At 39.8% G+C, this 14,185-nt stretch carries 8 protein-coding genes; 6 read left to right on the forward strand and 2 right to left on the reverse strand.

Annotated elements, in window-relative coordinates:
* Positions 1-72: 72 nt before the first annotated feature.
* Both Q4D72_RS10975 and Q4D72_RS10980 read right to left on the reverse strand, forming a co-directional pair.
* Positions 73-363, reverse strand: coding sequence for a helix-turn-helix domain-containing protein (locus Q4D72_RS10975; RefSeq protein WP_303077901.1), 291 nt, complete (start codon positions 361-363; stop codon positions 73-75).
* A 726-nt stretch (positions 364-1,089) separates the two neighbouring features.
* A complete protein-coding gene (locus Q4D72_RS10980; protein ID WP_303077902.1) occupies positions 1,090-2,424 on the reverse strand; it encodes a phage integrase SAM-like domain-containing protein in 1,335 nt (444 codons plus the stop codon).
* Positions 2,425-2,825: 401 nt separating this feature from the next.
* On the opposite strand from Q4D72_RS10980, the gene porV reads away from it, so the two are divergent.
* From porV to Q4D72_RS11010, 6 genes are all read left to right on the forward strand, one after another.
* Positions 2,826-3,923: a type IX secretion system outer membrane channel protein PorV gene (gene porV, locus Q4D72_RS10985; protein WP_303077903.1), complete on the forward strand. Its 1,098-nt coding sequence runs from the start codon at positions 2,826-2,828 to the stop codon at positions 3,921-3,923.
* A 183-nt stretch (positions 3,924-4,106) separates the two neighbouring features.
* Positions 4,107-5,285 (forward strand): hypothetical protein, encoded by a 1,179-nt coding sequence (locus tag Q4D72_RS10990; RefSeq protein WP_303077904.1) that lies wholly within the window; start codon positions 4,107-4,109, stop codon positions 5,283-5,285.
* A 51-nt stretch (positions 5,286-5,336) separates the two neighbouring features.
* On the forward strand, positions 5,337-6,572 hold the full coding sequence (locus Q4D72_RS10995) for a hypothetical protein (protein WP_303077905.1): 1,236 nt from the start codon (positions 5,337-5,339) through the stop codon (positions 6,570-6,572).
* Positions 6,569-11,155: an Ig-like domain-containing protein gene (locus tag Q4D72_RS11000; protein ID WP_303077906.1), complete on the forward strand. Its 4,587-nt coding sequence runs from the start codon at positions 6,569-6,571 to the stop codon at positions 11,153-11,155. The genes Q4D72_RS10995 and Q4D72_RS11000 overlap by 4 nt, the downstream gene beginning before the upstream one ends.
* 37 nt (positions 11,156-11,192) lie before the next feature.
* The gene (locus Q4D72_RS11005; protein ID WP_303077907.1) at positions 11,193-13,295 is read left to right on the forward strand and encodes a fibronectin type III domain-containing protein; all 2,103 of its coding nucleotides are present in this window, start codon (positions 11,193-11,195) and stop codon (positions 13,293-13,295) included.
* A gap of 7 nt (positions 13,296-13,302) precedes the next feature.
* A partial coding sequence (locus Q4D72_RS11010) for a hypothetical protein (protein WP_303077908.1) occupies positions 13,303-14,185 on the forward strand: 883 nt, incomplete at its 3' end.

Genomic DNA, 14,185 nt, shown 5'->3' on the forward strand with positions numbered 1-14,185 from the left:
TGTTTGAGGCAAAAAGTGAAAGCCCGCCAATAGGTCGAGGCAGTCTGTTATTTGTGCTATCTTATTCATTGATTACTTTGTATTTATACTTTGTAATGCGTTTAATATTTCAGCTCTTTTATACCTTACTTGGTTACCTATTCGGTAGGCTTTTATTATGTTGGCTTTTGTCCAGTTATGAACCGTAACGAGTGAAACGCCTAAAAGTTTGGCTACTTCGTGGCGTGTTAATAATTGTTGCGGTTCGGGGTTTGAGTTCTTTTTTAGCTCCAATAATTGGGCGTGTATCTTATTAAACTCATTTTGTAAAGCCGTTATACTTAACCCCTCAATTTGAGTAACTATAATGCTATGTTTGTCCATATTGGTAAAGTGTTTTTATAGTATTTTTTTCTGTTATTAAAATCGTTGTCTAAAAAATCAAATGTAAAGGCTTTAACATTTATGAAGTATGCTAAATTCCTTATTTATTGATACTTACAATTTACGATGACTTTTTATTTTAACAAAATAAAAAACGCAAAAAATCACTTTTTTTGTATCGGGCTAAAACATAAGTACTTGCCCCTTGTTTTGCACTGTTTTGCAGTACAAACTATTGATTATTTGTTACTTATATCGTTGCAAATAATAGGTGTAAACGGGTAAAATAGACACAAAAAAGCCCCGTTTTTGAGGAAAAACAGGGCTTGCAAAATGGTGGCTAAACGTTAAAAAAACCAAATGTAAAAAAAATCGTTGCTATGGAATGGCTGTTTTTAAGGGTTAAACCATTGATTATTAATGTTATAAAATGTTAAATAAATGATGATATTTTTTGTCGCTCAAAAAATAGCATTTTTTTAATTTATTGAAAATCAAATAAATTTACTGTTTAAGTACTGTTTAAACGGCGAAAAAGTAGAAAAATGCAGTTTTGCTTATTTGTTGATTTTGAGTGTGTTATGTATTTGGTTTATATTGTTAAAATTTACTAATGCGTTTTTTGTTTAAACGTTTTAGGGGTAAAAATATTTTGAAAAATCGTGAAGTATAAAAAACTAATATAACGATATTTGAAAGAAAAAAAGCCTGCAAAAACAGGCTTTTTTAAATAACTCTTTTCAATTCAAACGGTGGGGCGTTGCCCTCTTTAATGGCTTGGCGTTGGGTTTCTGCACTCCAAAATTTGGCTAATTCGGTGGCGTAATCTATACTTGTTTTATTTATGTAAATTAAAAAATCTTTTTCGGTGGCGTGTCCTGTTACCTGCATAATGTACGGGGTGGGTATTTGTCCGTAATGGTTTGTCGCAAATGAACGCCTGCAAATATGTGAGGTTACAAGTTCCCATTTTTCAAATATTCCGCTTTCTTTTCTGTTGGTTTCGGGGTTTACTCTTGCCCCCTGTGTGGGTTCGTTGAGGTCTGCAAGTTTGCATACTTCCTTTATATATCTATTAAATAAGGTTTTAGCGCTTTCCATATTATCGCAAAAAGTATTAGGAAAATGCCCACCTCGTTTGGTTAAAATTTCCTTTATTTTGTCGTGCATTAGTATAGCTACTTTTTTACGGGTTTTTTGTTGTACAAGTTCTATATATTCGTTTCCTGCAATGTATGAAATGTTTTTGCGGGTTAATGAAAGTAAATCGCCCGCCCTTTGCCCTGTGTAACAGCCAATTATTAGCCAATCTTTGGCGGTTTCTAAACGTTCATTTTCCAACTGTAAGGTGTTTATTTTTTCTAACTCATCAAAAGACAAGTATATATTACCAACCTTTACCGTAAACCCTTGTATTTGGTGCAGTTCGGGGCTTGTGGTGTAACCTCTTTTTTGAGCGTCTATTACAATGGTTTTCAGAAATTTAATATATCGCCCCGTTGTGTTTTTTCCTAATTTTTCAACCTCCAAAAGATATTTTAAAAAGTTTTCTCTAAATTGCAAATTTACATCAGATAATAAAAATGATTTTCGGGAGTATTTCTCAAAAGCTGTTATTTTTTTGAAAATGGTGTTATATTTCTTCTTGGTTGCAATACTTAACCCTATTTCGCCCGTTTTGTCGTTTCTACGTAAATCTAAATTTTCAATATAATAGCTCGTATAATTACATAATTTGTTGAGGTCATTTTTTGGGGTTGTATTAAAAAAATCATTCAAACAGTTTTCTAACCAATGCACGCCCGTAACAAGCCCTTTGCCTACATCTGTGTTATATTGGTTTATCAAATGATTTTCTAAATTATTCAGTTGTAACTGCATTTTGTCTTTATCTGTAAAAGTTGCTACCTTTCGCACTTTTCCAGTGGTTGAGTTAAAAAAGTCGGGGTTAATTGTTAGCGGGGTGCGTAAGGTGAAATTAATTTCACGACTTACAGAAAAACGCACGTAAATACGTGCGGGGTTGTGTTTGCCCCTTGTTACAAATCTTATATTAGCCATTGTAAAAATATTTTGAATATTGCAAAAGTACAATTTTTTTTGTTCGGTTGTACAAAATTATAAAATTTGTACAACCGTTGTACAACCAAAAATACATTTACTTTAATTTCTTTTTATCTTATTTAATTCTTTTGTGTATTGTAATTTATTGAAAATGATAAAGTTTAAATGTATTTCTCTATGTTTTTCAGATTTAAAAAAAACAAGTAAATAAACCACTTATGGACTCTCCGACTCCACAACGAAAAAGGATAATTATTTATAAATTAAATAGTTATCTTTTTTTTCTTTTTTGTGTAAATTGGTGTTGTGAGCGGGTTATTCCGTGGGCTGTTTGCTTCAACCTTAATCTGTTAAAAATAGTGTAAACCCGATGTGATTGTCAAAAAATATGAGTATATTTGCCTTTGATTTTCAGTTTAGTGATGAAGTTTTTGGGTTTATTGACTTTCTTTTTCGGAGGTTGTTTTTGGTTGTTTTCTCAGCAGGAAAAACCGCTCACTACGGCATTTCCTTTTTTGTTGCTCGGCACGGATGCGGCGGCTTCGGGCAGGGGGAATCTCGGGGTGGTTGCCACGCCTGACGTGTTTTCACAGCGTTGGAATTCAGCAAAATACACATTTACCGAACAAAAAATGGGCATCGGGATGAGTTATGTGCCTTATTTGCATCAGCGGGTTCGGGATATTTTCTTAGGAAATATGTCGTACTATCGCAAAACAACCCGAGGAGCTTGGGCGGGGAGTTTTACTTATTTCAGCATCGGAGAGGTTAAATTGATAGATGATTTTCAAGGAAGTGCTTATGTGTTAGGTGGATTTCGCCCCATTGAGTTTGCCCTTGATGCGTCGTACAATTTGAAACTCAGCGAGCGTTTTTCATTGGGTGTTTTGGCTCGTTATCTGCGTTCCGATTTGCGGTTACCCACAGAAGAAAAATATGTAGGGGCGGGTTTTTCGTGTGATATTTCAGGATATTACACCTCAAAGGAACATCTTTTAGGGGCTTATTTTGGGAGTGTAGTGCTTGGATTTCAGCTTTCAAATTTAGGAATGAAAATTAAATACGATGATTTGGGTCGGGATTTTTTCTTGCCCACCAACTTAAAACTCGGAGCCGGTTACGTTTTGACTTTTGACAGTGTCAATAAGGTTTCGTTTTTGTTGGAAGTAAACAAACTTTTAGTGTCTACATCGGGTGATGTTGATGTGATTCAGGGCGTTTTTAAGTCGTTTTCAGATGCTCTGGGAGGTTTTTCGGAAGAATTGCAAGAGGTGTTTGGTTCTGTTGGTTTGGAATATGCTTACGATACCGGTTTCTTTTTGCGCACTGGATATTTTTACCAACACGAAAATAAAGGCGGTAGAAAGCATCTTTCATTTGGCACGGGTTTTCGGTTAAATCATTGGCAATTTGATTTTTCGTATTTATTTTCAACCGGAAAAATCGCCGGATTTTTAAGTAAATCAGCAAATGTTTCGTTGCAGTACAGCTTTTAACCGTGTTTGAAAGGTTATTTTTAAGAAAAAATTTCTAAAATAAACTAAAAATACGATTGATTGATGTTGTATTTATGATTATATTTGCCACAGATTTTATCCTCTTTTTCAAAAAAAAATGGATTGCTGAAAAATAGTTTCAAAGGTTTTAATGATATAACATAAAAAAGCGATACTCTTGATATGAAGTTTTGTATCAAAATATGTTTTTGTTTGTTTTTTATCAGTGGCGTTTTTGCGCAAACTGTTGATTTAGAGAACATAAACAGGAAAATTATTGAAAAATTTCAAAAGCCTGTGTTTTCTTTGTCAGGAGGTGTTTCAGCCAGCGGGGTGTATTATCATTCCGAAATGGCTCACAACCGCGCCCCTTTCACTTATTTTCTTTCCGGAAATTTGCAAATTGGGGTTTATGACTGGAACATTCCGCTTTCGTATCATTACAGCAATCAAGGGGCTCATTTTAAGTACACACTTCCTTTTAGTTTCAACCGATTAAGTCTGCATCCAAAATATAAAAGTTTGCAATTCCACATTGGTGATGTTTCGATGAATTTTTCACCATATACTTATAACGGCTTGCCTTTCACGGGTTTTGGTTTTGAGTTTACGCCTGATGAATTTCCGTTACGAGGAAGTGTTTTTGCAGGAAAATTACAACGTGCGGTTGAGTATAATCCTGATGTACAGGGTTCTAAGCCATACTACGAACGTTGGGGTTACGGGCTGAACCTGCAATGGGTAAAACCACAATATGAGTTGCGCCTCATTGGTTTTTATGCTAAGGATAATGAAAACTCGTTGCAGGGCGAGATTCCGTCGGCGCTGAATGTGCGTCCGGAGCAAGGGCTTAGCTATTCCGCTTTCGGGAAAGTGAAGCCCTTTTCTTTTGTGGATATATATGCCGAATATGCTGTTAGTAAGCTGGTTGAAGATGTACGGTTTGCGCCAAACACTGCTGTATTTTCCAATTCGGAAGCGCACCAACACAACGCTTTGAATGCCGGAATTAATTTTTCATTCGTTTTGGGTTCGGTAGGGCTTCGTTATGAGCGGGTTGCGCCCGATTACCGAACCTTGGGGGCTTATTACTTCGTTAATGATATGGAAAATTTGACTCTCAACACCTCGCTTCATTTGTTGGGTAACCGGTTGAATATCAGTGGAAATGTAGGGAAACAGCACGATAACCTCAACGCCCAAAAAACAATGGACTCCAACCAGTGGGTAGGTGCTGTTAATATCAATTACAAACCTACTGAAAAGCTTGATATGACTCTGAATTACAGTAATTTTACATCTTTCACAAATCGCAGATTGAATCAGTTTGATGAAATTAATCAAAACCCGTTGCATTTGTAACGCCTTGAAGATTCGTTAAATTTCCGACAAATTTCACAAAATGCACTGGCAATGGTTCAGTATCAACTAACGGAACGCCAGCAACTTTCGGTAAGTTATTCTGTGAATGATGTGGTGAGCCGTGAAAATGAGCAAATTAGTGCAGGCGGAATGTCGCGTATTCACAACGGAGGAATTAGTTATTCGGTGCAATTTCCGCAACATAAAATGGCGATAGCCCCGATGTTTAACGCCACGCAAAGTACGGTTTCGGAGCAACATAGTTATTTGTTAGGACCCTCATTGAATATCAATAAGTTATTTTTGTCGGATAAACTCACGGCAACTTTGGGCAGTTCATACAATTATGGGAAACAACCTTCGGGAAGCAGCCAAAATGCCATTTTTCGGATGGGACTTACCTACGTTTTGTTTAAACGGCATCAGTTTCGGTTCAGCGCCGTGCAATCGTTTCATAAAAGCGTGTTTGCCACCGGTTCACAATCACGTAATGAACTGACAATCAACTTTGGATATAATTATCATTTTGAAAAAATTCCGTTGTTATCAGCTTGGAATTTAGGCGGTATGAAATCCGATAAGCAAAAAACAGCCCGACAAAAAACAACGGCTGTTGATTTGCAAGGTATTACTTCCGAATCGCTAAAAGAAACCACTGAAACGGCTTTAAAAATAAAACTCAAACACAACAAACAACGTTTTGAAGGAACGCCCGAAGTCATCACCCAAAAACTCATTTCACTTACAGCAAGTGAAAATTATGCCGAGTTGCGTTATATGCTTTCAATGCAACAACGTTTGGACAGCCTCGCCAAGGAAATGACCGCCGCCCACACAGACGCTTCTCGTTACAAAAAAGAAGCAACGCATTATTTTGAGTTGTTAGACCAAGTAAAGCAAAAAGAAAGAGAATTAAGCCAAATTGTTTTCGGTGTGTTAAATAAACTTTACGTAGAAGCCATAGCTGCCGATGAGCGGATAAAACAGCGCGTGTTGGATTCCAAACGAAATTTAGAAGAGCAGGAAAATCCGGAGCAGGAACAAAGTTTTGAAAATTCGTTTGAAATGTTCGTCATACACCACCAAATGAAAAAGGATTTTTACGGGCTGTCGGTTGCGCAGGTGGCACAGCCCCAAGGTGTTATAAAAGAATTTTTAAACCAAAACAAAACGGCTATTTACCAAATTTTAGATGATGCAAAACAATCAAAATCACATAAAATCAATGCTATACAATTATTGATTACTGATTTTTACTATAAAAAATATAAAGGACACACACAATGAGCGGATATAAGAATCGTTTAAAGTACTTTTTTGCCATTGCCATTTTTTTGGCTACGCATTTGTTGTCAATTGCGCAAAATGCTCAAACAGAAGAGATTCAGAGCCCCGAGCAACAAAAGGCAGCCGGGCTTTTTGAGAAAGGAAAATGGGTGGCTTCACTTGGGGCTGAACAACTTACGGAACTTCCCGTTGGGATTCGGGAGCATAAAAACAGTGTGGAATATGCGCTGCTGATGACTAAGGCGCGTTTTACCGCAAAAAATGCGTTTATTGACCTGTACGCCCGTGTTACCGTTCCTGATGCCAAAATGCCTTCGGGGAAACGAGAGCTTTATTTTGGTGCCCAAGACGTTCAAATGTCGTTTCAAGGGCAACTTTTCGGTGATGTGAAGTTAGTGCTTTTGGGGTCGGTTGGGGTGCGTTTCGGGCAGCACTGGGCGTTGCATTTGCAAGGCGGGGCGCTTGATAAAGAAACCGGTAATACCCAACGGGGAAAAACCTATATGATTGTTAATTGTGAGGGGGTTAAAGAAATTTCATTGCACGGTAAATTACAAGTTTCTGATGAATTGATTGTTCCGCTGGATGCCGAGGGCAAGGTGATTCCGAATGCTTTTGTTGAAACCGATGTGATGATAGGGCTCACCGATTGGAACGATTTGTTGCTGGAAGTAAACCTACCGGCTTTTGCCATTGCCTCTCAGGTTAAGAATTCTGATAAAGGCTATTTTGGATTTTCCGTTCAGAATGCCGTGCTGGATATGAGTGATTTACGCAACAGCAATTTGGTTTCATTTCCTTCGGAATACGAAAAAGAAGGCTATCTTTCGTTGGGGCGTGAGCTTTGGCGTGGGGTTTATATGCAGGGCGTTAGCGTGATGCTTCCCGAAGAATTTAAAATTAAGCAAAGCGATAAACGTATCGTTATAGCGGCTGAAAATCTTTTGCTGGACAATTTCGGGGTTTCGGGGCATTTTTCGGCAGAAAATATTTTTCCGTTGGAGTCCGGAACAACCGATTCAAAAAACGGATGGGCTTACTCGCTTGATAAGTTGAGCGTGAATTTGATGGCATCGCGCATTACAGGCGGTTCGCTTTCAGGGAAACTTCGGTTGCCTTTGCAGGAAAAAGCCTCGGTTGTGGGGTATACGGGCGAAATCACCGACGAAGAATATCTTTTTAGAATACAAACTTTGGAGGCAATTCGTTTTGATGTTTGGAATGCACAAGCCGAACTTGATAAATCGTCATATATCGAAATGAAAGTCAGGGAGAAACGTTTTTTGCCTAAGTTGGTTTTAAACGGAAAGATGCGCATTTCGGGAGCAAAAACAGCAGCAACAAGCCCAAATGAAGCGAAGCAAGCGGCTTCGCAGCAAGCCAAAAAATCACTCTATTTGGAAGATATTGCTTTTCAGGGGCTAACCCTCCAAACCGAAGCGCCTTTATTATCAGTGGATTATATGGGTTTTAACGGCAAGGGCGAACAGCGCTTGGCGGGCTTTCCGGTGAGTATCAAAGACGTAAGTTTCGGATTTCGGGGTAATCGGGCTGATTTGTCGTTCGGAATTCGGGTAGGATTGCAAGAAGACCGTTTTTCGGCAGCCGGAAACATCGTTATTAAAGCGGCGATGAAAGAACAAGACGGGCATCACCATTGGGCGTATGAAGGCTTTGACGTGAGCGCTTTGCGTTTGGACAATGTAGATGTGGGCGTGGCGGTGGTTTCGGGCGGACTTGAAATAATGAAAAACGATGCCACCTACGGCGACGGTTTCAAAGCCGATTTGCAAGCCAAAATCAATGCCATTAACGCCAAGGTTGAAATGAATGCTGTTTTCGGTTATAAGGGCTTCCGTTATTGGGGTTTTGAAGGCAAAGTGGAAGGGTTGCGCATTCAAGCCTCGTTTGTTCAAATTAACGGATTTGTCGGCGGAGCGTATTACCGAATGAAACCTAATTTTGCCAAAAAAACCGAACTGGATTCCATTGCCAAACATCGGGCGTGGCACTTGACCCCCGATGAAAATGTAGGGCTGGGGTTAAAAGCCGGTATTTTAGGCGGTGTGCTTGATAAAAATGCCATTTCAATTATGGCCGTTTTTAATATGGAAACCAATGCCGGCGGAGGGCTCTCGCGTGTTGGTTTTGAAGGAAGTGCCGCCGTGTTGGCATCGCTTGACCAACTTATTCCCGGTGCCGAAAAATTAGCACAACTGCAAAAAAGCACCACCGAAAAACTCTCAAAAATAGATTTTTCATCAAAGGTAAACGATAAGATAAAAACGTTTTTGAATACTTCCAATCAAAATCAATTACAACAAGCCACTGATTTTCTCGGGAAAGAGTTTGCCTCAAAATCGCCTATCAATGCTTCGATGAATATGCACTATGATTTCAACGCCAAGTCGTTCCACGCCAATATGGAAGTGTATGTAAATATCCTTAACATTCTCAAAGGAATTAACGATAGTAAGGCAGGTTGGGCTGAAATTCACATCAGTGATAAAGACAAGTACATTCACGTGGGTACGCCTCAAAATATGGTGGGCTTGAAAATCGGTTTCGGACAAAGTTTCGGAATTAAAATGGGCAGTTATTTTATGGCGGGGACTAAGGTCTATGACAGTCCACCACCACCGGCTCGGGTAGCTAATATATTGGGTGTTAAGCTCAATGATCTTGATTATATGAAGCATCTGAATACGCTCAGCAAGGGGCGCGGATTTGCTTTCGGGTCGCACTTCACTTTTGAAACCGGTGATATGACGGCGGCGTTTTTGTACGCTAACTTTTCGGTGGGCTTGGGTTCTGATTTAATGTTGCGGCAGTACCAAAGCGGCGGATGTCGCGGGCGCACGGGCGATATCGGTATTAACGGTTGGTATGCCAACGGACAGGTTTATGTTTTTCTGGAAGGTGAGTTGGGCATCAAGGTGAAATTGTTTTTTATTAACAAGAATATTCCGATTATAAAAGCAGGTGCGGCAACCATTTTGCAGGGTTCAGGACCCAATCCGTATTGGATACGCGGTTATTTGGGAGGTTATTACAGTTTGTTGGGCGGATTGGTTGAAGGGCGCTTCCGTTTTAAAATGGAATTTGGTGAAAAATGTGAACCCGTGAAAGAACAAGTACTTGACGGAATGAAAATCATTACCGACATATCACCGGGCGATAGCGATAAAAACGTGGCGGTGTTTGTCAATCCGCAAGCCACATTCTCTTTGGGTGTGGGCGAATCGGTTACCATTCCGGAAGATGAAGGCGACCGCACTTACAAAATCGTGTTGGATAATTTTGAACTTATTTCAGTGAAAGACAATTCGGTAGTGGCAGGTAAGCCCGTTCAAGGCGCCAGTGCTGACGTGATAGACTTCCAGCCCAATGAAGTGCTCGCTTCAAACACCGAGTACAAGGTGCGGGTAACGGTTAGTTTTCAAGAATATAAAGGAAATAATCACTATGAAACGGTGATGATTAACGGAAAAAAAGCCGTTGAGGTGGAAGAGCGAACCTTTGTTACGGGGCAAGCACCGACTTATATTCCGAAAGAGAACATTGAGTATGCGTATCCCGCTTCGCAACAACAGAATTTTTACAGACAGCAAACCGCTTCGGGCTATGTGCAGTTGAAAAAAGGACAATCCTATTTGTTTGAAAATACCGATTGGACAACGCAGGTGCGTTTCGTTTCGGAAACTGGGCAAGAAATCGCACCCGATTTCACCTACGAAGCCGCCAACAACCGCATTCGCTACACCCTACCTGATTTGCAACCCGAGCAAAAGTACAACTTGCAGATAATCAGCAGAAGCAAACAAGCAGCGCCCGTTCAACAACAAACTCAAACCACGTCTGCGTTTAAAACCGTGGAGGCAGCTTATGACGACGATACGGAAACAGAAAGTTCATACCGCTTCCGTGAGCACAAAGCAAAGGTGCAACTTGGCGAAGGCGAATTTGACCGATTGAGTTATGAGTTCAGAACCAGCAAGTACCGCACCTTCCAGCAAAAAATAGAGGCTTTTAACGTGAAACATAAATTATCCGTGAAAGTTGAAGGAACCAGTGATGTGTTTATCCTTCAAAATGAGATGAATACCGATGAGATGTTTGATTTAACCGAGTTGGAAGGCTTGCCGCATACGCAAAATCGCCCTTTGTTGCAAACCGAAGCTCTTTTAGATGATTCCTATGCTGCTTTCTTCAAAAAATATATTTATGACGACCCGAAAGCATTGGCTTGGATACAGCAAGAAAACGGCGCTACGCGTAACGGCGTTGGCTTCCCGCCCCGAAAATCAGTTGCTGTGGCAGCATTTTATCCGTTGCGACTCAAAAACGGAATGTATCACATTGATTTACACCGAATGTTTCCGTACAATTACACTGCATTTTTGTATTACAAAAAAGATTGGATTGCGGTGGAAACCTATTATGCCAATCAAGGTATAAAATCTGAAGTGTTGAAAAAGTTGTATCCGTCTATGCCTAAAACGAAGTATAACATTTTGATACACTATGTGTTACCGGGTGAAACAAAGCCTAACGTAAGCATTCCGTATTATTATGAACTGTAAACGAGAATTTTAAAATTTAAAACAGAACGCCCGTTGTATGAAAGCGATAAAAAACAAGCAAATAACGCCTATTTTTCTAATGATTGCACTTACTTTTTGGTGGGTTTTGCCCTTATTTGCCCAACAAAAACCGCAAATCAGGCTGAAAACCTCCGTAGAAGCCAATCAGATAAAACTCCGTTGGGCGGTAGATGAGCCTTTGGCGTGGCGCAAAACAACCGACCGCACTTTTGTATTGGAACGCTATACACTCTTGCGTTCGGGTGAATTTTTGGAAACGCCTCAACGCACCTTGTTGGGCGAGTTTAAAGTGCCGGAATTGGCTCGTTGGCAACAAAAAATAGAAGAGAACGATTATGCCGCCATCATTGCGCAAGCTCTTTTTGGCGAAACTTTTGACACCAATTTTTCAAAAAATGCCAACCCGATAGAAGGTATCTTTAATAAAAGCCAAGAAATACAACAGCGTTTTTCATTTGCCTTGATGGCTGCCGACCTTGATTTTGAAGTGGCTTGTTTCACCGGTTGGGGCTTTGTGGATACTCAGGTGCAGCCTGATGAAAAATACCTGTATAAAATTTTCTTGAAGGAAGATGCAACCAAAAAACCACTTGTTTTAAAAGAAGGATTAAGCGTTGCCGATGCCTCGCAAAAGGCTGATTTACCACCGCCTTCCGAATTCTTGGTGCTTTTTAAGGACAAGAAAGCGCTTATTTCGTGGAATTATACGCTTTTGCAAGATGTGTACAACGCGTATTTCATTGAACGTTCAGATGATGGCGGAAAAACCTTCTCTCAGATTTCGTCCCTGCCGGTTTCGTCCTTGCAACAAACGCAAAACCCTACGCCCTATACGCTGTATCAAGATTCGTTACCGCAAAATAACCAAACCTATCAGTATCGTTTGCGGGGAAAAACCATTTTTGGTGATTACGGGGCTTATAGTGAGGTGCTTGCCGGCGAAGGAAAGGCAACCGTCAATAATGCGGCGCAAATTGTTTTTTCAGACATTGCCCAAGACGAAACCATTTTGCTGCGGTGGGAATTCCCCCAAGCGGAAGAACGTAATGTTAAGCATTTTGAGTTGTTGTACGCACCTGAGAACAACGAGCAGGCCTTTGTGTCAATCCGTTCGGGGATTACGCCTTCCGATCGAAGTATCGTGGTTAAAAGTCGTACGCCTTCCAATTATTTCAAAATAAGAACAGTAAGTGTTTCTGACGAGTCAGCTGAATCGTTTCCCGTTTTGGTGCAACCCGCCGATGACACGCCACCACAACAAGTGCAGGAACTCAAGGGAGTCATTGACACGCTGGGCTTGGTACATCTGTCGTGGAAACCCAATTCTGAAACCGATTTGGAGGGCTATCACATCTTCCGAAAAGAAAAAGAAAACGAAGAAATGACCCGCATCACCCCGCAAGCCATTTGGCAACATTCCCTTGTTGATACGGTGCAACTTGCCAATTTGAACGACAAGGTATGGTACTACGTTACGGCTACCGACATACGCAAAAATCAATCTGCACCTTCGCAGTTGCTGATGCTAGTCAAACCCGATAAGGTCATTCCCGTAGCGCCTCTTTTTAAGGAAGTAACAACCGATAATTTGGGCAGAATCGTGTTGCGGTGGGAGAAAAGTTTCAGTGATGATGCCGAAAGTTACCATTTGTTTCGGGAAGCGGAAGGCACTTGGCACGAAATCGGTAAGGTTCGTTCCGTGAAAGATAAAGAAGTTTATGAGTATCAAGATGATAAGGTGAAGGCGGGAGAGACGTACGCCTATATGATTAAGGTTCAAGACCGAAGCGGATTGTGGTCAAACCCCTCGCCGGTGGTACGCCAAAAATCGGCATTACCGGCGAAGTACAATCGGGGCGTGCATCGCCTTCGGGGCAGGCAGCATTCCAAAGGTATCAGTTTGCAATGGGAAGCGGCTCACCCGAATTTGGCGTATGTTGATATTTACAAAAAAGTGGACGGTGGGCAGCCTTCGCTTTGGCGAAGCCTCAAAAAAGGCGTTACCCAAACCGATGACCAGCCTTTGGAAAGCAACACGGTGGAATACATTTTCAGACCCGTAACCACCGATAATAAAGTACTTAAAGCCGAAACCCTAAAACTAACCCGACAAAATTGAAAAGGTTATGAAAAAAATAGGATTAATAGTTTTTGTAATACTTGGATTTGTAAAGATTGAGGCACAAAATATAAATTCAAAATTAATAAGGGAATATTTTAAAGAAAAAGCACACTTTTTTGACGAAGGTTGGTTAAATTCTAAATTGCCTGAAAATAGAGTGTCAACTGATGTTTTACAAAAATATCAATACTTGATGTATGGGACACAACGTTACTCTCCATTTAATAGTACAACAATTGGACTTAACAATCCGAGTTTATCGTTTGCTGAAGATCGGTATTCAGAAGCTCATCGCTTAATTGTATATTTGCGAAATACACATTTTTCTTTTTTATCGTATAGAGATTATTACAAAGATAAAATATTACGTATGAGGAGTGGGGTTGCTGCCGTTAGTGATATATTTGTAAATAATCAAATAAATCAAACCTCATCTTTTTGGTTTTCTGACGAGGAATATAATGTTAAGTTAGTATCTGTGCCTTTACATACTCCATTAAAAACAAAAGAGTTTAATAATTATTTGCCAATTAATAGTAAAGTAATAATAAAAGGTAGATATTTTGGCAATTATCCTATTAATGATGCTGATTTTTATACTTATCTTTATAGAATAGATGAGGGAGAGTGGAAAAAGATTAATTACAAAGATGATGATTTTATTGCTAGTTACGTAGAAGGAGAAACGTATTTAACTCTTTCTGCTATTAACTTATTTAACAGTGAGGAAGAAGCTAAAAAACACATAGGTAAAAAAGTTCAGATACGAGTCTGTTCAGTACCATATAAAGGAGATTATTTATCTTGTTCAGATATATTACTGCTCACTGTGGCTCCTTCTGCTCCAACTTTGAGTTACAGTTTATCGGCTTTGGCTTGTTCTTATG

The sequence above is a fragment of the Capnocytophaga sp. genome (assembly GCF_030532915.1).
Taxonomy (GTDB): Bacteria; Bacteroidota; Bacteroidia; order Flavobacteriales; family Flavobacteriaceae; genus Capnocytophaga.